The organism is Brevundimonas sp. NPDC092305, from assembly GCF_044755415.1.
Classification (GTDB): Bacteria; Pseudomonadota; Alphaproteobacteria; order Caulobacterales; family Caulobacteraceae; genus Brevundimonas.
Genome location: NZ_JBIVQY010000002.1, coordinates 121,217 through 140,701, shown reverse-complemented (window position 1 = coordinate 140,701; position 19,485 = coordinate 121,217). Strand labels below are relative to the sequence as shown.

21 protein-coding genes are annotated in these 19,485 nt (G+C 67.2%); 14 read left to right on the top strand and 7 right to left on the bottom strand.

Annotation, left to right across the window (positions count from 1 at the left end; genetic code table 11):
* The first annotated feature begins 44 nt into the window (after nucleotides 1-44).
* Nucleotides 45-1,880 carry a cation:proton antiporter gene (locus ACIQC9_RS11225; protein ID WP_400615789.1) on the top strand — a complete coding sequence of 612 codons (1,836 nt, stop codon included), beginning with the start codon at nucleotides 45-47 and terminating at the stop codon, nucleotides 1,878-1,880.
* Nucleotides 1,881-2,072: 192 nt separating this feature from the next.
* Nucleotides 2,073-2,729 (top strand): TetR/AcrR family transcriptional regulator, encoded by a 657-nt coding sequence (locus tag ACIQC9_RS11220; RefSeq protein ID WP_400615787.1) that lies wholly within the window; start codon nucleotides 2,073-2,075, stop codon nucleotides 2,727-2,729.
* Nucleotides 2,730-2,765: 36 nt separating this feature from the next.
* Here the strand turns inward: ACIQC9_RS11220 and ACIQC9_RS11215 are convergent, their stop codons facing one another.
* Nucleotides 2,766-3,887 (bottom strand): Rieske 2Fe-2S domain-containing protein, encoded by a 1,122-nt coding sequence (locus ACIQC9_RS11215; RefSeq protein ID WP_400615785.1) that lies wholly within the window; start codon nucleotides 3,885-3,887, stop codon nucleotides 2,766-2,768.
* 111 nt (nucleotides 3,888-3,998) lie between these two features.
* On the opposite strand from ACIQC9_RS11215, the gene ACIQC9_RS11210 reads away from it, so the two are divergent.
* Both ACIQC9_RS11210 and ACIQC9_RS11205 read left to right on the top strand, forming a co-directional pair.
* Complete coding sequence (locus ACIQC9_RS11210; protein ID WP_400615783.1) at nucleotides 3,999-4,940, top strand: alpha/beta fold hydrolase; 942 nt, start codon at nucleotides 3,999-4,001, stop codon at nucleotides 4,938-4,940.
* 115 nt (nucleotides 4,941-5,055) lie between these two features.
* The gene (locus ACIQC9_RS11205) at nucleotides 5,056-7,170 is read left to right on the top strand and encodes a PBP1A family penicillin-binding protein (protein ID WP_400615781.1); all 2,115 of its coding nucleotides are present in this window, start codon (nucleotides 5,056-5,058) and stop codon (nucleotides 7,168-7,170) included.
* Here the strand turns inward: ACIQC9_RS11205 and ACIQC9_RS11200 are convergent.
* The 3 genes from ACIQC9_RS11200 to ACIQC9_RS11190 form a co-directional block, all read right to left on the bottom strand.
* The gene (locus ACIQC9_RS11200) at nucleotides 7,167-7,877 is read right to left on the bottom strand and encodes a M48 family metallopeptidase (protein WP_400615778.1); all 711 of its coding nucleotides are present in this window, start codon (nucleotides 7,875-7,877) and stop codon (nucleotides 7,167-7,169) included. The two genes, ACIQC9_RS11205 and ACIQC9_RS11200, sit on opposite strands and share 4 nt — an antisense overlap.
* On the bottom strand, nucleotides 7,843-9,123 hold the full coding sequence (locus ACIQC9_RS11195) for a polyhydroxyalkanoate depolymerase (RefSeq protein ID WP_400615776.1): 1,281 nt from the start codon (nucleotides 9,121-9,123) through the stop codon (nucleotides 7,843-7,845). Before ACIQC9_RS11195 ends, ACIQC9_RS11200 begins: the two co-directional genes overlap by 35 nt.
* Before the next feature lie 109 nt (nucleotides 9,124-9,232).
* The gene (locus ACIQC9_RS11190) at nucleotides 9,233-9,856 is read right to left on the bottom strand and encodes an SCO family protein (protein WP_400615773.1); all 624 of its coding nucleotides are present in this window, start codon (nucleotides 9,854-9,856) and stop codon (nucleotides 9,233-9,235) included.
* 53 nt (nucleotides 9,857-9,909) lie between these two features.
* Here ACIQC9_RS11190 and ACIQC9_RS11185 point away from each other — a divergent pair, with 53 nt between their 5' ends.
* Together ACIQC9_RS11185 and ACIQC9_RS11180 are read left to right on the top strand one after the other, a co-directional pair.
* Complete coding sequence (locus ACIQC9_RS11185) at nucleotides 9,910-11,400, top strand: ActS/PrrB/RegB family redox-sensitive histidine kinase (RefSeq protein ID WP_400615770.1); 1,491 nt, start codon at nucleotides 9,910-9,912, stop codon at nucleotides 11,398-11,400.
* Nucleotides 11,401-11,484: 84 nt separating this feature from the next.
* A complete protein-coding gene (locus ACIQC9_RS11180) occupies nucleotides 11,485-12,039 on the top strand; it encodes an ActR/PrrA/RegA family redox response regulator transcription factor (protein ID WP_400615768.1) in 555 nt (184 codons plus the stop codon).
* 3 nt (nucleotides 12,040-12,042) lie between these two features.
* On the opposite strand, the gene ACIQC9_RS11175 is transcribed toward ACIQC9_RS11180, so the two are convergent.
* Complete coding sequence (locus tag ACIQC9_RS11175; protein WP_400615765.1) at nucleotides 12,043-12,309, bottom strand: DUF6356 family protein; 267 nt, start codon at nucleotides 12,307-12,309, stop codon at nucleotides 12,043-12,045.
* 141 nt (nucleotides 12,310-12,450) lie between these two features.
* Here ACIQC9_RS11175 and ACIQC9_RS11170 point away from each other — a divergent pair, with 141 nt between their 5' ends.
* The 6 genes from ACIQC9_RS11170 to truA are packed head-to-tail and all read left to right on the top strand — an operon-like array spanning nucleotide 12,451 to nucleotide 16,595.
* Nucleotides 12,451-13,641 carry an acyl-CoA dehydrogenase gene (locus ACIQC9_RS11170; protein ID WP_400615763.1) on the top strand — a complete coding sequence of 397 codons (1,191 nt, stop codon included), beginning with the start codon at nucleotides 12,451-12,453 and terminating at the stop codon, nucleotides 13,639-13,641.
* On the top strand, nucleotides 13,641-14,030 hold the full coding sequence (locus tag ACIQC9_RS11165; protein ID WP_400615761.1) for an acyl-CoA thioesterase: 390 nt from the start codon (nucleotides 13,641-13,643) through the stop codon (nucleotides 14,028-14,030). Before ACIQC9_RS11170 ends, ACIQC9_RS11165 begins: the two co-directional genes overlap by 1 nt.
* 57 nt (nucleotides 14,031-14,087) lie before the next feature.
* Entirely contained in the window at nucleotides 14,088-14,678 is a 591-nt protein-coding gene (locus ACIQC9_RS11160) for a peptide deformylase (protein WP_400615758.1), read from the top strand.
* A complete protein-coding gene (locus tag ACIQC9_RS11155) occupies nucleotides 14,678-14,905 on the top strand; it encodes a hypothetical protein (protein WP_400615756.1) in 228 nt (75 codons plus the stop codon). The genes ACIQC9_RS11160 and ACIQC9_RS11155 overlap by 1 nt, the downstream gene beginning before the upstream one ends.
* Nucleotides 14,906-14,931: 26 nt before the next feature.
* Nucleotides 14,932-15,858 carry a methionyl-tRNA formyltransferase gene (gene fmt / locus ACIQC9_RS11150; RefSeq protein ID WP_400615755.1) on the top strand — a complete coding sequence of 309 codons (927 nt, stop codon included), beginning with the start codon at nucleotides 14,932-14,934 and terminating at the stop codon, nucleotides 15,856-15,858.
* Nucleotides 15,858-16,595, top strand: a complete 738-nt coding sequence (truA, locus tag ACIQC9_RS11145; protein ID WP_400615753.1) for a tRNA pseudouridine(38-40) synthase TruA — start codon at nucleotides 15,858-15,860, stop codon at nucleotides 16,593-16,595. Before fmt ends, truA begins: the two co-directional genes overlap by 1 nt.
* On the opposite strand, the gene ACIQC9_RS11140 is transcribed toward truA, so the two are convergent.
* Nucleotides 16,592-16,984, bottom strand: coding sequence for a YidB family protein (locus tag ACIQC9_RS11140; RefSeq protein ID WP_400615750.1), 393 nt, complete (start codon nucleotides 16,982-16,984; stop codon nucleotides 16,592-16,594). The two genes, truA and ACIQC9_RS11140, sit on opposite strands and share 4 nt — an antisense overlap.
* 124 nt (nucleotides 16,985-17,108) lie before the next feature.
* Entirely contained in the window at nucleotides 17,109-17,246 is a 138-nt protein-coding gene (locus ACIQC9_RS11135) for an entericidin A/B family lipoprotein (RefSeq protein ID WP_400615748.1), read from the bottom strand.
* Nucleotides 17,247-17,346: 100 nt separating this feature from the next.
* On the opposite strand from ACIQC9_RS11135, the gene ACIQC9_RS11130 reads away from it, so the two are divergent.
* Nucleotides 17,347-19,017 (top strand): thiamine pyrophosphate-binding protein, encoded by a 1,671-nt coding sequence (locus tag ACIQC9_RS11130; RefSeq protein WP_400615746.1) that lies wholly within the window; start codon nucleotides 17,347-17,349, stop codon nucleotides 19,015-19,017.
* Between the two features lie 8 nt (nucleotides 19,018-19,025).
* Nucleotides 19,026-19,478 carry a hypothetical protein gene (locus ACIQC9_RS11125; RefSeq protein WP_400615743.1) on the top strand — a complete coding sequence of 151 codons (453 nt, stop codon included), beginning with the start codon at nucleotides 19,026-19,028 and terminating at the stop codon, nucleotides 19,476-19,478.
* Nucleotides 19,479-19,485 lie beyond the last annotated feature (7 nt).

Below are 19,485 nucleotides of genomic sequence, written 5' to 3'. Positions count from 1 at the left end.
TGACAGAACCGGTTCAGCCTGTAGGCTGACAGCGCGGAGGGCGAATGACAGGGCACGGCGGGGCAGGCGGCGAGTACAAGGATCTTGTGGTCTTTCTGGCCGCGGCGGGGGTGGTTGTACCCCTGTTCAACCGGTTGAAGATCAGCCCTGTACTCGGCTTCCTGACGGCCGGTGTGCTACTGGGGCCTTCCGGTCTTGCGCGGTTCTCCGAGACGGCGCCGTGGCTCGCCTGGTTGACGATCTCGGACGCCAGTCAGATCCGCTCGCTGTCGGAGCTGGGCGTCGCCTTCCTCCTTTTCATGATCGGGCTGGAGCTGTCGTGGGAGCGGCTGAAGTCCATGCGCAGGCTGGTCTTCGGCCTTGGCCTGACGCAGGTCGCGGCCTGCGCCGTCGGCCTCGCCGCCGTCTTCATGCTGATGGGTCAGTCGCTGGTGTCGGCGGCGGTGCTGGGCATGGGTCTGGCGCTGTCATCGACCGCCGTCGTCATGCCGGTGATGGCCGAGCGCGGACGAATGGGCGGGGCGACCGGGCGAGCGACTTTTGCGACTCTCCTGGCGCAGGATCTGGCCGTAGCGCCTATCCTCACTACGGTCACTGTCATGGCCGCCATGGCTACCGACGGGGCCACCCCGGCGGGAGAGTTTGATCCGTCGGTGCTGGGCCCCGCCCTTTTCACCCTTGTGCCGGCCGCCATCGGACTGGCGCTGATCGTCGTGCTGGGCCGACTGGTGCTGCGGCCGATGTTCCGCTCGGTCGCGCGCGCACGTTCGAAGGGACAGGGGCAGGAGCTGTTTCTGGCGGCGAGCCTGCTGGTCGTCGTGGCCTCGGGTCTGGCTGCGCAGGCGGCGGGTCTGTCGATGAGCCTTGGCGCGCTCGTCGCCGGCCTGCTGCTGGCTGAGACGGAGTTCCGGCGCGAGGTCGAGATTTCGATCGAGCCGTTCAAGGGCCTGCTGCTCGGAGTCTTTTTCGTCGGCGTCGGCATCGGACTGGACCTCAACGCCGTAGCGGCCGCGCCCTTCACCGTCTTCGGTCTTGCGATAGGTCTGACCTTGTTCAAGGCCGTGCTGATCTACGGCGCCTGTCGCCTTTGGGGCGTGAAGAACCGCAACGCGATCGAGACCGCGATGGTGCTGGGCCCCGCGGGGGAGTTCGCTTTCGTCATTCTGGGTGCGGGTTTGGTCGAGGGCATCGCCTCGCCGGAGTTCACCCGGACCATCATCCTTGCGGCCACGATCAGCATGTTCACCGTGCCGCTTATGGCGTTGCTCGCAGACCGTCTGATCCGCAAGGTGGAGCCGGCCCAGCCCGAGCTCGAGCCCGAGGCGATGGCGCCAGAGGTTGCAGAGAACCAGGTTCTGATCGTCGGTTTCGGCCGCGTGGGCAGGCTGGTCGGCGAGCTGCTGACCGAGCACGGGCAGGCGTTCATGGCGGTGGACGCCAACGCTTCAACTGTCGCCAAGGGGCGGGCGGAGGGATCAAACGTCTTCTATGGCGACGCGGGTCGTCCCGAAATGCTGGCGCGCTGCGGTATCGAGACCGCTCGCGCCGTCGTGGTGACCATGGATGCGCCCACCAAGGTGGACGAGGTGGTGACCGCCGCCCGGTCGCTGCGGCCCGATCTGATCCTGATCGCCCGGGCTCGCGACGCCCGACACGCTGAGCGGCTGTACAGGCTGGGCGTCACGGACGCGGTGCCGGAGACGACAGAGGCCAGTCTTCAGCTCGCGGAAAATACCCTGGTCGATCTCGGGGTGCCGATGGGACTGGTGCTCGCGTCGATCCACGAGCGTCGGGATCAATTCCGCAAGGTCTTTCAGGCGGCTATGGCCGAAAACGATGCGCGACCAGCACGCGCGCTGCGATCGACGCGACGGAATTAAGCACGGATCTGCTTTAAACTTCGCAATACCCGTGTAATCCGCACACCCCATTTTGGTCATCGTTGCATGTTGACTGGCCACGGCTCGCCCAACGGCAGTATGCCGAACCCAAGCGTGTCTGGGCCATCACCAAGCTTCGGCTTCTCATTGATTGGCGGATAGTACCCGCCGCAGTACGAGTGCACCTTTTCCATGCAAGACAACGCCCAGCTCGCCCCCGTCGCTCATGACGGCGAGGCTCCTCGTCTCAACCGCCGCCAGGCCGCCAAGGTCCGCACCCGCCAGAAGGTTCTGGACGCCGCCCGCGGTCTGTTCGCCGAGCGCGGCTATGAGGCCGCCACCATCCGCGACATCGCCAAGGCCGCCGGCATGTCGACCGGCGCCGTCTTCGCCAACTTCCAGGACAAGGCCGAGCTGTTCGAGGCCGTGCTGTCGCAGGACCTCGGCGCGATGCTGACCGACTTCCAGAACGGCGCCGGCAAGGACGGCGGTGTGCGCGAACGCCTCGCCAGCGCCCTGACCGCCGGCTACCACCGCGCGCTGGACATCCTGCCGCTGATGCAGGCGGTGATCGCTCGCTCGTGGTTCCAGCCCGAGGCCGACGACCAACGTCAGCGCCAGCTGATCCGTCCGCTGGTCGAGGTTCTGGTCGCCGTGCTGCAGGACGGCATCCGCGCCGGCGAGGTCAAGCAGGACGTCGACACGCCGCTGCTGGGCCGCATGATCTGGGACGTCTACATCTCGAACTACCGCTACGCCGCCTATGACGGCTGGGGTATCGAGGAAATGACTCCGCACGTGCGCAAGCAGATCGACCTGATCCTGTCGAGCCAGCTGGCCCGTCAATAAGGGTCAGGGCCCAGGCGGGTCGCGTGGCGGCCCGCTCTAGCTCTTCCACTTCAGGACAGCCGGTTTGACCGGGTTTGAGAAGCCGCGTCCCTCGACGCGGCTTTTCGTCCATTCGCGCTTCAGCTGCTGGTACCACTTGGCCTGTTTGTCGGCGTCGTCGATCCAGATCAGCGCGGGGTCGTAGCGCAGGCCCTCGTTCTGCAGGTTCACCATGCCGCCGTCCTGCTTGAGGAAGGCGACGACGCCCATGCGCAGGAAGGGCTTGGCGAGACCGAACACCCAATGGTCGGACCAGAAGATCTGAGTGATGCGCGTCTTCGTGTCGGTGATCGGCGTCAGACAGGTCAGGGCCAGCACCTGCTTCTCGCCCACCTGAATATGCTCCCAGCGATAGCCGGGCAGGCGGAAGGTGATCTCGGTCGCCGGCGCGCCGCCAAGGATCCTGTATGCACGGCTGTTGGACGACGGCGCGTGACGCACCATGGCAAAGCCGTGCTCGCGGGGTTCGAAAGCCTTGGCCTTCTCATGCATCGAATGCTCCGACCGCCACCACCACTGCTGGTGAACATAGGGGCCATGGGCCGGGTCCATCAGGCCGACGACGGCGTGATCGATGTGGCTGTCGAAATCCATCCACTCGACCAGCCTGGCCTCTCCGCCGACGACGCCGGGGAACTGCGGCGGCTCATGGTCGGGCTCGCCGGCGCCGCGGGGGTCAGAGCTCATCCAGACGAAGATCAGGCCCTGACTTTCGCGGACGGGATAGGACCGCACGCGGATGCGGTCGGTCTCGAAGTCCTGCTCCTCGACCAAGGACGGGATGGCGGCGCACACTCCGTCCGTCCGGAAGCGCCAGCCGTGATACGGGCATTCCACCGTCTCGCTTTCGCCGTCCTTGTTGACGATGCGTCCTGCCGAAAGCGGCGCAGCGCGGTGGGGGCAGATGTCGCGCATGGCGAAGACCTGACCGCCTTGCGTCCGGCCGATCAGGACGGGATCGTTCAGCAGCTCATGTCGCTTGAGCGAGCCGGGCTTCACGTCGCGGGCGAGCGCGACGAAGTACCAGGCGTCCAGCACGAAGCCCTTGCCGAAGGCGGCGGGCGGGGCCTTCGCTTCAGGTGAAGCGGGGGGCGGAGAAGCGCTGTCAGCGGGCGTCATTGGCGCAGTCTAGCCTCGCCTTTCGATGAAGTCTTGACCGGCCGCATCGGATCGCGCCCTCTGCGCTGACAAACCACGAAGCGGGCTGGCCTCGCAAACCGGGAAACGACCATGAAGACGATCACCGCCGCCGCCGCCGTTCTGGCTGCGCTGTCCTTCGCCGCCGCGGCCCCGGCCATGGCGCAGGAGCACGAGCATCACGCCGGCGCCGCGCATGCCGATCATCACGCCGAGTTTGAGTCGGGGCGCTTCCACGTCCGCCTCTCGGGCCGCGAGGGTGCGCCGGACCTGATCCTGATCCCGGGCCTCAGCTCGTCGCCGCACGTGTTCGACCAGCTGACCCAGCAGTTGGGCGACCGCTATCGGATCCACGCCCTGCACGTTCAGGGCTTCGCCGGCGCGCCCGCCGAGGACAACGCGGAGGGTCCGGTCGCCGCGCCCGTGGCGGAAGACCTCGCCCGCTACATCTCCGAGAAGGGTTTGAACAAGCCGGCCGTCATCGGTCACTCGATGGGCGGTACGATCGCCATGATGCTGGCGGCGCGTCATCCTGACAGCGTCGGCAAGCTGATGGTCATCGACATGGTGCCTTTCATGGGCGCGATGTTCGCTGCGCCCGGCACGAACCCGACAGCGGAATCGGTCACGCCCGTCGCCGACCAGATCTCCGCCGGCATGGCCGGCAGCCCGCGCGAGGCTTACGTCGCCCAGGCGACAGCTTCGATCAACGGCATGATCAATACGGTCGGGAAGCGCGAGCCTGCGTTGGCCGATATGCGTGCGACGGATCAGCAGGTGGCGGCCCACGCCTTTCGCGAACTGATCGTCACCGACCTGCGTCCAGAACTGCCGAAGATCACCGCCCCGACGACGGTGCTGTATGTGAAGTTCAACGACGCGCGCATGACCAACGAGATCACTGACGCCATCTACCGCGCCTCGTTCGCGACCCTGCCGTCCGCCGGGCTGAAGCGGATCGACGACAGCGCCCACTTCATCATGTACGACCAGCCCGACCGTTTCCTCGCCGAGGTGAACGCGTTTTTAGAATAGGCGTCGAAACCGTCATGGTTTGGGCGGATTGCGTGATCACGCTGGCGTGAGCGATACGAGGGCGTGTCCGCGTTGAGGCGGATCGGTCAGGACCGATCGGTCGGATGAGGTTTCGATGGCGAACACCCAGGATTACGGGCGCGAAACGGGGCGCGGTGGTGCAAAGCCGCCGCGGTCGGGCTGGAAGCGGTTCTTCTACTGGCTGACCGTACTGGGCGTCTGGGGGCTGATCTTCCTGGTCGCCCTGTTCGCCTTCTTCGCCCGTGACCTGCCGGATACCTCGGCGCTCTACAACGTCGATCGCCAGCCCACGATCACCTATCTGGATCGCAGCGGCGCCATGATCGCCACGCGCGGCTCCCAACAGGCCCCGCCCGTCGATCTGAAGGCTCTACCGGACTATGTGCCCGCGGCCTTCATCGCCATCGAGGACCGGCGCTTCTATCACCACCCCGGCTTCGACCCGGTCGGCATGAGCCGGGCCATGGTCTCGAACGTGCGCGCGGGCCGCGTCGTGCAGGGCGGTTCGACCCTGACCCAGCAACTGGCCAAGAACCTGTTCCTGAGCCCCGACCAGAACATGAAGCGCAAGGTCCAGGAGCTGATGCTGGCCGTGTGGCTGGAGATGAAGTTCTCGAAGGACGAGATCCTCGCCCTGTATCTGAACCGGGTTTATTTCGGCGCCGGGGCCTATGGCATCGAGGCGGCGTCGCAGCGCTATTTCGACAAACCCGCCAGCCAGCTGACCATCGGCGAAGCCGCGCTTCTGGCCGGCTTGCTGAAGGCCCCGTCGCGCTACTCGCCCCTGTCCGAGGGCGAACGCGCAGGCGCGCGAGCGACTGTGGTGCTGAACGAAATGGTCGAGTCCGGCGTGATCACGGCGGCCCAGCGCGATCAGGCGGCGGCGACGCCGGTGCGGGTGTCGCGCACCCTCGCCAGCCAGCACGCCCAGTATTTCATCGACTGGCTGGACAAGCAGGTCCGGGAGATGGCCGGCGACACGACCTCGGATCTGGTGGTCGAGACCACGCTGGACCTGACCCTGCAGACCTCGGCCGAACGCGCCGTCCGCCGCATCCTTGACCGCGACGAGGGCAAGGGCGTGCAGCAGGCCGCGCTGGTCGCGCTGGACGGCGAGGGCCGGGTGCGCGCCATGATCGGCGGCGCCAGCTATGCCGACAGCCAGTTCAACCGCGCCGTCGACGCGCGGCGTCAGGCGGGCTCTGCCTTCAAGCCGTTCGTCTATCTGACGGCGCTGGAGAGCGGTTACACGCCCGAGACCCGGGTGGTCGACCAGCCGATTACGATCGGCAACTGGTCGCCCCGCAACTACTCAGGGACCTTCATCGGCGAGACGACGCTGGCTAACGCGGTCGCCCAGTCGACCAATACAGTCGCTGCAGGCATCGCCGACCAGATCGGTCGCGACAACGTCGCCCGCACCGCCCGCCGTCTGGGCATCACCAGCGAGATCGGCCTGCAGCCTTCAATGGCGCTGGGCGCGGTCGAGGTCAGCCCCCTGGAAATGGCCCAGGCCTATGACGCCTTCGCCAACGGCGGAAAGCGGGTCCGCGCCTATGGCATCAGCCGCATCCGCACGCCGCAGGGTCGGGTCGTCTATCAGCATGCGGCCCGGGATGAGGGGCCGATCCAGACGATCTCGAACCCCTTCCTCTACTACCAGAACCAGCTTCTGCGGGGCGTCATCACCTCGGGCTCGGGGCGGTCGGCGGCGATCGCCGGGCGTGATCTGGCAGGCAAGACGGGCACGACCTCGGACTACAAGGACGCCTGGTTCGTCGGCTACACGGGCGGCTTCGTCACTGCCGTCTGGGTGGGCAAGGACGACAACACGGCCATGCGCGGCGTCACCGGCGGGTCGTCGCCGGCCGCCATCTGGCGCGGCTTCATGGAGGCGGCCCTGCCGCGTCTCGACGCTCCGGCCATCCCTGACGGCCCGCCCATGCCCGAGGGCTGGCAGCCGCCGAGCCCCATTCAAGATCTGATGGGCGAGGTCGAGGACCCCTACGCCGAAAGCCCGACGGCACAGCCCTATGTCGAGGACGACGGTCAGGGCGGCTATCCGCCTGCGGAGTCGCAGTCGCGGACCTATTCCTCAGGCGGCCCAGCCGTGGTCCGCCCGACCGCGCCCCAGCCCGGCCAGCGTCAGCCGGAAAAGCCGGGCATGGCCCCGCAGCCGGAGCGCCGGCCGGAGTCGCAGTTCTTCTAACGCCCGACAGCGTGCAGGGCAGGGCCGTGGTCCCGCAGCCATTTGCGGAACGGCCGGTGGTCGCCGACCAGTCGCTGGACCACGGACCAGTAGGCCGGGCTGTGATCCGCATGGACCAGATGCGCCACCTCGTGGGCCGCGAGGTAGTCGATCACCTCTGGCGGAGCCATGACGACACGCCAGCTGTAGCGGATGGTCCGGTTGTGCGGGCTGCAGGAACCCCAGCGCGATTTCGGATCGGCGATGGACATCTTCACCGGCCGCTGGCCGAGCGTACGAAGATGGAAATCGGTCCGCGCCTGCAGTGTTTCTCTCGCAACCCGTTTGAACAGGTTCTCCACCCGCCGGGCGAAGGCCTCGCCCTCGCCGCCGGAGGTGATGCTCCGTCCATCATCGCTCAGTCGCGCCGCGCCTGCGCCTCCGGTCCCGACAAGGGCGACCGGTTTGCCGAACAGGGAGACCGTTCCGCCGGGCTCCAGAGGCGTGCCCTCGACGCGCGCTTCCAGCCGCTCGCGCATCCAGTCGGCCTTGGTGCGGGCGAAGGCGACGACGTCGGCCAGCTTGCGCTCGGACGGGGCGACCAGAACGGCCTCACCCGCACGACCGTCGATGCGGATCGACAGCCGCCGGGCGCGCGGATTGACCGACAGTCTCGCGGCGACCCCGAGGGCCTCAGGCGGCAGCCGCTGGCCGTTCCGGTACTGCACTCAGGGACTCGTTTTTGGCGATGAAATCGCGGACGCGCGGATAGATTTCGTCGCGGAACCGCCGGCCGTTGAAGACGCCATAGTGGCCGACGTCCGGCTGGACGTAGAGCACGCGGCGCTTCTTCGGGATGTTGGTGCACAGGTCATGCGCCGCCTGCGTCTGGCCGACACCCGAAATGTCGTCCTTCTCGCCCTCGACGGTCATCAGGCCGATGTCCGTAATCTTCGTCAGATCGACCTTGCGTCCCCGATGCTCAAGAAGGCCGCGGGGCAACAGGTGCTGCTGGAAGACGATGTCGATCGTCTGAAGATAGAACTCTTCGGTCAGGTCCAGCACCGACAGGTATTCGTCATAGAATTCCTCGTGCTTCTGGGCCCCGTCGCCGTCTCCCGAAACCAGATCCTGGAAATACTTCCAGTGGGCGTCGGTGTGCTTCTCCTCGTTCATCGACATGAAGCTGTAGAGCTGCACGAAGCCCGGATAGACCCGCCGTCCGAAGCCCGGATAGGGCCAGGGCACGGTGTGGATCATGTTCGACTGGAACCAGGTGAACGGCTTTTCCTCGGCCAGCTCGTTGGTGACCGTCGGCGACAGGCGCGCGTCGATGGGCGAGCCCATGAAGGTCATGGAGGCGGGGCGGTTCGGATCCTCGTCCTCGGCCATCAGCGCACACGCGGCGAGCACGGGCGGACCGGGCTGACAGACGCCGACGACGTGGGCGCGCGGACCGATCTGGGCCAGCATGGTGCGAACGTGGTCGATGTAGTCGAAGAAGTCGAAACGGCCTTCCAGCATCGGCACCTGACGGGCGTTCACCCAGTCGGTCACGTAGACGTCGTGGTCCTGCAGGAAACCCTCGACGGTGCCGCGCAGCAGGCTGGCGTAGTGGCCGGAGAGCGGCGCGACGATAAGCACGGATGGCGCGGCCGCCGGTTTGCCCGCCCGCTTCAGGTCGCCGATGTGACGCGCGAACCGGACAAGCCGGCACCACGGCGAGGACCAGACGACCTGCTCGGTCGTGCGGACAGGCTTGCCGGCGATGGTGACGACGTCCAGACCCCAGTCAGGCTTGCCGTACCGGCGTGTGACGCTCTCGAACAATTCCGCCGACGCGAAAGCCGTACGGCCGATCGCCGTGTCCGCCGCGGGATTGAATGGAGAGCTCCAGAACTGACGCGCCATCTGGGCGCCGACCCGGAAAGGAGCCGCCGACGCGTAGGCGAGCTCGTGAAGCGAATAGAGCATGCGTGTCCTGATACGGCCCCCGCCGAAGAGACGGGAGGGCAACATAGAATGCGCCGGACTGCAAAAAGATTAGCGGCGATCACTCAAATCGTGACCGGACGGCGCGATCTCAACCCCGTGCGATGGTTCGGCGGATAATTTCGGCGGTCCGATCCGGCCCCAGATCATGCTGCAGCGCACTGCGGAACTTGCCGTCCGGGCCCATCAGATAAACGAGCGTCGAATGGTTCATCGTGTAGTCGTCGCCGTCGCCGACCTTCTGGTAGATCACCCGATAGGCGTCCGCTGCGGTCTTCACCTGCGCCGGCGTGCCCGTCAGGCCGATTACCCCCTTCGGATAGCCGTCAAGCGACAGATAGGTCTTCATCGCCGCCGGCGTGTCGCGCTCGGGATCGATGGACACGAACAGGATCTGCAGATCCTTCGCCTCGTCGCCCAGTCGCGCCTGCGTCGCTGCCAGACCGTTCAGCGTGGTGGGGCAGTAGTCAGGGCAGTAGGTGAAGCCGAAGAAGACGAGGCTCCACTTGCCATCGAGAATGGACTGGTCGACCGCGCGGCCGTCCTGATCGACCAGTTCGAACGGCCCGCCAATCTGCGCCTCGCCGATCGAGACCACCTCGCCCTGCGCGGGCGCATTCGAGGGGCGGCTGACCATCATGAAGGTGAAGAGGCCGACAGCCGCCGCGATGACGATGCAGGCTCCGGCCAACAGCAGAATGGAACGACGCGGCATGGGGTCTCGCTCGAAAACGCGCCAAGGAAGCGCAGCCGGTCTATAGAAGGCCCGTGACCACGGCCCAAGACCCATCATCGCCGCAATTCGATCCGCCCGAAAGCCGGTTCGCCGGCTGGCGCAACCTGCCGCGCCGCAGCCGGGGGCTGAGCCTGCGCACGCTGGTCATCCTGCGCTGGATGGCGATCTTCGGGCAGAGCGTCACGGTCGCCACCGCCACCCTGTATTTTCACTTCGACCTGCCGCTGTGGGGATGCCTGACCGCCATTCTGGCCAGCGTGGCCATGAACCTGAACGCCATGGCGCGGCTGAAGCGGACCGACGGATCGCAGCCGGACGGCGTGATGACGGCGGCGCATCTGGGTTTCGACATCCTGCAACTGTCGATCCTGCTGGGTCTGACCGGCGGGCTGCAGAACCCTTTCTGCCTGCTGCTGGTCGCACCGGTGACCGTGGCGGCGGCGTCGCTGCCGGGACGGCAGGCGGTCCTGATGGGGCTGTTGGTGCTGTGCGCCACCATCGCCCTGTTCTTCTACTCCCTGCCGCTGCCTTGGCAGGCGGGGACCCATCTGGTGGTGCCGGCGCTCTACAAGGTGGGAATCGGCATGGCCCTGATCACCGGGGTGGTCTTCACGGCCGCCTATGCGTGGAGGGTGGCGGCGGACGCCGAGAAGCTGGAGCTGGCGCTGGCGACGACGCAGGATGTGCTGCAGCGCGAACAGAGGCTGGCGGCGCTGGGCGGTCTGGCGGCGGCAGCGGCGCATGAACTGGGCACGCCATTGGCGACCATTCAGGTGGTGGCCAAGGAGCTGCTGCGCGCCTCGCCCAACGATGGGGCCGCTGCGGAAGACGCAGCGCTGATCCTGAGCCAGGCCGAACGGTGCCGCGAGATCCTGAAACGCCTCTCCCAGCAGCCGGAAGAGGACGGCACTTTCGCCGAGGTAGGGCTGAAGGCGCTGCTGGAGGAGGTTGCGGATCCGCATCGGGGCTTCGATCTGGCCTTCGACGTCGGGGTGCGTACGGCGTCGGGAGAACCCGAGCCTCGCGTGCGTCGCCTGCCGGAGGTGATCCATGGTCTGTCGACGCTGGTCGAGAACGCCGCCGATTTCGCCAACGGCCATGTGCGCGTACGGGCTCTGGTCGACGCCGGCTTTATCGAGATCGAGATCGTCGATGATGGTCCCGGTTTCCCGGCCGACATCCTGCCCCGGCTGGGTGAGCCCTATGTGACTAGCCGACCGCAGGGCAAGGCGCGACGGGCGCTTGCCGCCCAGATCGCCGAAGCCGCCGCCTCGGCCGCCGCCGCCACCGCCGCGGCGGCCACCACACCCCGCCGCAAGGGTCGCAAGGCCGCTCCGCCCCCGCCCGAGCCGATCGCCCCCAGTCAGGGCGGAATGGGTCTGGGCTTCTTCATCGCGCGAACCCTGCTGGAGCGCACCGGCGGCAAGGTCAGCGTTGGGGTGGGCGAGGGCGGCAAGGGTCAGCCGAGAGGTGCGCGCGTCGCCGTTCGCTGGCCCCGCCCGGCGCTGGAGGTGGCGTCGTGACCACTGGATGCGTTGTCGCACCCCTGTGTCTGAACCTTGACCTCAGCTTCGCCGTTACCGACTTGAGCGCGCAGGAGATTTGACATGACCGACCTCGAAGACCGCGTGGCCGCGCTTCAGGACAAGACCCTTCTGCTGCTGGACGACGACAACGCCCTGCGCACCCGGCTGGGCCGCGCACTCGAAAGCCGTGGGTTCGAAGTGACCACGGCCGCCTCAATCGCCGAGGCCTCGGAAGCTCTGAAAACGTCTCTGCCTGCCTTCGCTGTGCTGGACATGCGGCTGGAGGACGGCAACGGCCTGAAGGTCGTCGAGGCGATCCGAGAGCGCCGCGAGGACAGCCGCATCGTCATGCTGACCGGCTACGGCGCCATCGCCACCGCCGTTGCGGCGGTGAAGGCCGGCGCGGTCGACTATCTGCAGAAGCCCGCCGATGCGGACGATGTGGTGAAAGCGCTTCTGGCCACCGGCGAAGCGCCGGAGCCGCCGGTCAATCCGATGAGCGCCGACCGGGTTCGCTGGGAGCATATCCAGCGGGTCTATGAGCTGTGCGACCACAATGTCTCGGAGACGGCGCGCCGTCTGGGCATGCACCGCCGCACGCTACAGCGCATCCTCGCCAAGCGGGCGCCCCGCTAGGCCCTAGAGCCCCGGATCCCAGACGCCGGCGTCGCGCATGCGGCATTCGCGGGCTTCCTCGGCCCGGCCGCCCATGTCCCTGGCCATGGATTTGATCTCGTCCGAGACCGTCGTCTTGCAGACGCCCGGCACGACGCCGTGGAGCATCGCCGTCGCCGACAGGCGTGCGAGCTTGAAGCCGAAGCCCATCGCGTGGGCCATGTGCTGGAAATAGCCTTCGCCGACCTCGCGGGGGTGATCGGCGAACAGGTGCTTGAACGTGCGGATCATGAGCCCCTGCATATCGCGACGCGGGCCCTGCCTCTACCCGCGGTCGTCATTCTGTCCTAAACCGCGCGGCAGAACAGGGGGCCGATCGTCACGCTTGCTCACGATCGCATGAGACCCCCGCAACGCTTGGGACAGACGACCATGGCCGACGGCGCCTCCGCTCCGCAAAAGACCTTCCGTTGGGACGATCCTCTGGATCTGGACGGCCGGCTGACCGAGGACGAGCGCGCCATTCAGGAGGCCGCGCGCGCCTACGCCCGCGAAAAGCTGCTGCCCCGCATCGTGGCCGCCTTCCGGGATGAGACCTTCGACCGCGCCATCATGACCGAGATGGGCGAGATGGGCTTTCTCGGCGCAACCCTGCCCGAACAGTACGGCGGCGCGGGCGTCAGCCACGTCGCCTACGGGCTGATCGCGCGTGAAATCGAGGCGGTCGACAGCGGCTATCGCTCGGCCATGTCGGTGCAGTCGTCACTGGCCATGTATCCGATCTACGCCTTCGGCTCGGAGGAGCAGCGAATGCGGTTCCTGCCGCGCATGGCGGCGGGCGAACTGGTCGGCTGTTTCGGCCTGACCGAGGCGGACGGCGGCTCCGATCCTGCGTCGATGAAGACCAGGGCGGTCGCGGTCGAGGGCGGCTATCGCCTGAACGGCGCCAAATACTGGATCACCAACTCGCCGATCTCTGATCTGGCGGTGGTCTGGGCCAAGCTGGACGACACGATCCGCGGCTTCATCGTCGAGCGCGGCATGGAGGGCTTCACCACCGACAAGATCGGCGACAAACTGAGCCTGCGCGCCTCGATCACCGGCGACATCGGCCTGAATGACGTCTTCGTGCCGGAGGAGAACATCCTGCCGGGCGTGAAGGGCCTGCGCGGCCCGTTCTCCTGTCTGAACAAGGCGCGCTACGGAATCTCTTGGGGCGCGATGGGCGCGGCCGAGGCCTGTTTCCACCTGACCCGCGACTATGTCGGCGAGCGCATGCTGTTCGGCCGCCCGCTGTCGTCGCGCCAGCTGGTGCAGAAGAAGCTGGCGGACATGCAGACCGAGATCTTCCTCGGCTTTGAAGGGGCGCTCGCGCTGGGTCGTCGTCTGGACGCCGGCGACTGGGTTCCGGAAGCCATCTCGATGATGAAGCGCAACAACTGCGGCAAGGCGCTGGCCATCGCCCGCGAGGCCCGTGACATGCACGGCGGCGCGGGCATCACCGGCGAGATGCACGTCATGCGCCACGCCATGAACCTCGAGACCGTCAACACCTACGAAGGCGCGCATGACGTGCACGCCCTGATCCTTGGCCGCGCCATCACCGGCGAAAGCGCCTTCTGATGAGTGAGCCGCAAGGCCGGCTGGTCGGCCGCGTCATCGCCATGCCGGCGGACACCAACCCCGAGGGCGACATCTTCGGCGGCTGGTTGCTGGCGCACATGGACCTCGCCGGGGCGACCCCCGCGTTCGAGATCGCTCAAGGCCGCTGCGTGACCATCGCACTGGACGCCATGGTGTTTCACCAGCCGGTCTCGGTCGGCGATGAGGTGTCGCTGCACGCCACGGTGCTGAAGACGGGCCGGACTTCGATCCGGGTTCTGGTCGAGGCGTGGAAGCGATCGCGAAACGAGGCGCACGCCGAGGCGGTGCGGGTGACCGAAGGCGTCTTCACCTATGTCGCGATCGGTCCGGACAAGACGCCGAGGCCACTGCCCGAACAGCCGGCATAACCCAGCCCGCCGCTCGGAAATCTTGACCTTTGGACGCCCGAAGACTACCTCGCGGGCATGGCTATCCGACGCATCCTGACCATCGACAACGCCGCCGATCTGGCGATCCTGAAGCAGGTCTCGACCCCGGTCGAAGGGCCGGTGACCGACGAACTGCGCGGTCTGATGGATGACATGCTGGAGACGATGTACGACGCCCCGGGCATCGGTCTGGCCGCCGTGCAGATCGGCGACACGCGTCGGGTCATCGTCATGGATCTCGGCGATAAGGACGGCGCGGCCTGCGACGTCGATCCCGCCGAGATGAGCGACGAGGATCGGGCGAAGTGGGAAGCGGATCGCAAGAACCCGCGCTTCTTCGTCAATCCGGAGATTCTCTGGACCTCGGACGAGACGGTCCCCTACGAGGAAGGCTGTCTGTCGATCCCGGAATATTTCGACTCGGTCGAACGCCCGGCGCGGGCCCGCATCCGCTACATCGACTACACGGGCAAGACGGTCGAGGAAGAATGCGACGGCCTCTACGCCGTCTGCATCCAGCATGAGATGGATCACCTGAACGGCGTGCTGTTCATCGACCATCTGTCGCGCCTGAAGCGCGAACGGGCCGTCGCCAAGGTCAAGAAGAACGCAAGGCTGGCCGCCTGATGGCCCGCCTCAAGCGCAACCGCGACCGCATCGTCGACCCGTCGGGCCGCCGTCGGCTGACCCGCAACGAAAAGGTCGGCGTGGCCTCGCTGGCGACCCTGATCGGCGTGGCCGCTCTGGGCGTCATCGCCGGCGTGGTGCTGGATCGCCTTCTCGATTTCGACGACGCGCTGGACGCCGGGGGCGAGTGGGACGAGGGCGGCGGCGTCTCCACGCGCTGGCAGTAAGCGCCGCCGGTCGCTAAAGGCGTCCCATGCGCCTCGCCTTCATGGGTACTCCTGACTTCGCCGTGCCGTCGCTGGCCGAACTCATCGCCTCCGGCCATGAGATCGTCGCTGTCTATTCGCAGCCGCCCCGGCCGAAGGGGCGGGGGCAGAAACTGACGCCGTCGCCGGTGCACGCCTTCGCGGAGACCATGGGCCTTCCGGTGTTCACCCCGGAATCGATGAAGTCCGCCGAGGCCATCGAGACCTTCCGCAGTCTGGAGGTCGATGCCGCCTGTGTCGTCGCCTACGGCCAAATTCTGAAACGCGAGGTGCTGGAGGCGCCGACGTTGGGCTGCTTCAACCTGCATGGCTCGCTGCTGCCCCGCTGGCGGGGCGCCGCGCCGATCCAGCGCGCGATCATGGCGGGCGACCGCCAGACCGGCGTCCAGATCATGCGCATGTCCGAAGGTCTCGACGAAGGCGCGATCCTGCTGAGCGAAGTCATGGACATCCGTTCCGACGATACGTCTGCGACTCTTGGCGAGCGCATGTCGCACACGGGCGCCAGCCTGTGGCCCAGGGCGCTGGCGGCGATCGAGCGCGGCGGGGTCGAAGGGACCGAACAGGTCGGCGAACCGACCTATGCGAAGAAGATCACCGCCGCTGAGGCGCGCATCGACTGGAGCCGTCCCGCGGCCGAGGTGGACGTCCATATCCGAGGCCTTTCGCCCTTCCCGGGCGCATGGTTCGAGGTCGCGGGAGAGGATGGGCCCGTGCGGATCAAGGCGCTGCTGTCGCGGCCGTCGCTGAAGGGAACGGGCGCGCCCGGCGAAGTGCTGGACGGCGATCTGCGCATTGCCTGTGGCGAAGGCGCTGTACGCCTGCTGCGCGTTCAGCGCGCGGGCAAGGCGGTACAGACGCCGGACGAGATGCTGCGCGGCTTTCCGTTGCCGCCCGGGACGGTGCTGGCCTGATGCCGCGCTATCGGCTGACGATCGAATACGATGGCTCCGGCTACAACGGCTTTCAGGCGCAGGCCGGCCAGCCGACGGTGCAGGGCGCGATCGAGACCGCCCTCAAGGCCTTCTGCGGCGAGAGCATCCGTATCGCCGCCGCCGGCCGGACGGATACCGGCGTGCACGCCACCGGTCAGGTGGTCAGCTTCGACCTCGAGAAGGCCTGGCCCGAGCGGACGGTGATGAATGCGCTGAACGCCCATATGGTCGAGGAGGAGGTGGCGGTGCTCGACTGCGCCGAGGTCGATCCGGACTGGCATGCGCGGTTCTCGGCGACTGGCCGACGCTATCTCTATCGCATCCTGAACCGCCCCGGACGGCCGGCGCTGGATCTCGGCCGGGTCTGGCACGTGAAGAAGCCGCTGGACGCCGAGGCGATGCAGGCGGCGGCGCAGACGCTGGTCGGCCTGCACGACTTCACCACCTTCCGGGACGTGAATTGCCAGTCGAAATCGCCGGAAAAGACGCTGGATGTCGCGCGCGTCAGCCGCGTTGGCGAAGAAGTGCATCTGGTGTTCGAGGCGCGCAGCTTCCTGCATCGGCAGGTGCGATCGATGACCGGCACCCTCGCCGAGGTCGGGCAGGGGCGCTGGAACATTGACGACGTCGCCGATGCGTTGGCGGCGCGCGATCGCAGCCGCTGCGGGCCGGTCGCGCCTTCGGACGGTCTCTATCTGACCGGGGTGGTCTACTAGCGGTTCAGGAAGCCGCCGATCATGTCGCCGAGACCGCCGGGCAGCTTGTCCAGCAGATCATCGGCGCCAGTGGCTTCTCCGCCCGGCGTCAGGCGATCGACGGCCTCGGGCAGGAGACCCGCCAGCGTTTCGCTGGCCTGTTCCGGAGAGATGCCCAGTTTGGCGGCGAAGTCGGCGATCGGGCCGTGGCCGAGAACCTGATTGATCTGCTCGGGCGAAATGTTGAGGTTCTGGCCCTTGCCGAGCCACGAGGCTGCGACATCGCCCATGCCGCTGGAGCCCAGCTTCTCAACCAGACCGCCGACGCCGCCCTGACCCTTGAGCAGGTCGGCTATGCCGCCGCCCGCGTCCTTGCCGAGGCGGCCCATCACGTCATCCAGAATGCCCATGGTCACTCTCCCTGAGGTCGCAGAACCGCGATCGGCTCAAGCTAGGCCACGGATGTAACGTGCAGACAACGAAAAGCCCCGCCGGCGGACCGGCGGGGTTGATCTGTCGAACCGGAGCCGACCCTTAGCGGCGGGCTTCGTTCGAGGCGCCAGTGACGGCGTCGCCGGCGGCCGAGACGTCGCGGCCGACGCCCGAAATGGTGTTGCAGGCCGACACGGCGAGCGCGGCGGCGACCAGCGACAGGGTGATCAGTTTCTTCATGGGTCTATCCCCTTTGTTGGCGTTGAACCTTGGCCGTAAACGCAAGCTCGACCATACGGTTGCATGGCCAAAACCGGACCCGTCTGCTAACCGCGCCGGTATGTCCCAGCCGCCACATACCGCCGCCCGCCGCCTTGTCGAAACCCTGATCGTCAACGGCATCGACACCGTCTTCTGCGTGCCGGGCGAGAGCTATCTGGCCGTGCTGGATGCGCTGGCGGACGTCGAGGACAAGATCCGCGTCATTACCTGCCGGCATGAGGCCGGAGCCGCCAACATGGCCGAGGCCTACGGCAAGCTGACCGGCAAGCCGGGCGTCTGCATGGTCACTCGTGGGCCGGGCGCGACCCATGCGGCGATCGGCGTGCATACGGCGCATCAGGACTCCACCCCGATGATCCTGTTCGTCGGCCAGATCGCCCTGACCGACCGCGGCCGCGGCGCCTTTCAGGAGGTCGACTACCGAGAGGTCTTCGGCGGGCTGGCCAAATGGGCGACCGAGCTGGAAACCCCCGAGCGCACGGTCGAGGTCGTCGAGCGCGCCTTCGCCACGGCCCTGCAGGGCCGGCAGGGGCCGGTCGTCATCGCTCTGCCCGAGGACATTCTGCATGCCGACGGCGGTCCGGCTCCGGTGCGCCCGGTGGTCCCCGCCCGGGCTGCACTTGACCCAGCCTTCCTCGCTCAGGTCCGTGACCGGCTGGGCAAGGCCGAGCGGCCCATGCTGATCCTCGGTGGATCCGGCTGGAGCGATGACGCGACGACCGCCATCGGCGACTGGGCCGAGCGGCTGGGCCTGCCCGTCGCCCTGTCGTTCCGGCGCAAGGATCTAATCTCCAACAACCGGTCGAACTATGCCGGCGATCTGGGTCTCGGGCCCAATCCGAAGCTGGTCGAGCGGGTCAAGGCGGCGGACCTGTTGCTGGTCGTCGGCGCACGGATGGGCGAGAACCCGACCCAGGGCTACACCCTGCTGGACCGGACAAAGACGGCGGACAGCCTGATCCACATCCACCCCGGCCCGGAGGAACTGGGGCGCGTGTGGACTCCGTCGCTGGCCGCTGCTGCTGATAGTTCGCTGGCCGCGCTCGCCCTGTCGACGATCGACCCCGGACGAAACTGGTACGATCAAGCCGAAGCGACGCATGCGGATTACGAAGCCTTCACGACGCCGATCACCGTCGGCGGCGCCGTAAACATGAGCGAGTGCATGGCGCACCTCGCCGACGTGCTGCCGGCGGACACAGCGATCACCAACGGCGCAGGCAACTTCGCCGCCTGGCTGCACCGCTTCTATCGCCACCGGGCGCGCCGGACCCAGATCGCGCCGACCTCGGGCGCCATGGGCTACGGCTATCCGGCCGCGCTGACGGCCAAGGTCGTGCATCCGGATCGCGAGGCGGTCTGCGTCGCGGGCGACGGCGACTACATGATGACGGGTCAGGAATTGGCCACCGCGGTTCAGTACGGCATCAACGCGCTCGTCATCGTCGTCGACAACGGCACGCTTGGCACCATCCGCATGCATCAGGAACGGGACTATCCGCGCCGGATCGTCGGCACGGACCTGAAAAACCCGGACTTCGTCAAATACGCCGAGGCCTTCGGCGCCTTCGCCATACGTTGCGACCGCACGGAAGATTTCCCGGTTGCCCTGGCTGCCGCCCGCGCTGCGACGCAGGGGAACGACGGCCGCCCGGCGCTCGTTCATCTGATCACCTCGGCCGAGGACATCGCCCCCGGTCGCACCATCACCGGTCTGCGCTCCCAGTAGGAGTTCCCATGCGCGCCCTGATCGTCGCTTCCGCCCTCTCGCTGGCCGCTTGCGGCACGACCGCCGCTCCGGGGGTCGGGGACGAGCCGACACAGACCGCGGACGGCAACGACTGTGCGGTGATCGCGGCGGTGGCGAAGGAACACTACCAGTTCGGCCCGAACAACGTTCCGCCGCCGCTCTGGCTGGATGGCGAGGGTTCGGGCTGGAAGCCGGACTGCGACTGGGCTCGTTACGGCCTGAACTTCCCCTCGACCTACGATCCCAACGCCAGCCATCAGCCGGGCGCCCGCATTCAGTGGGTTTCGTTCAAACGCCCCCGCTATGACGGCAATGGCGCGACGATCGAGGCGGGTATTCTGCACGGTCCGCTGGCGGGCATGGGCGTGGAGTGCCGCGTGGTCTCAGGCATCGCGGGCTGGACGCTGAACGGCCAGTGCCGGAGCAACTGGATATCCTGACAACGGC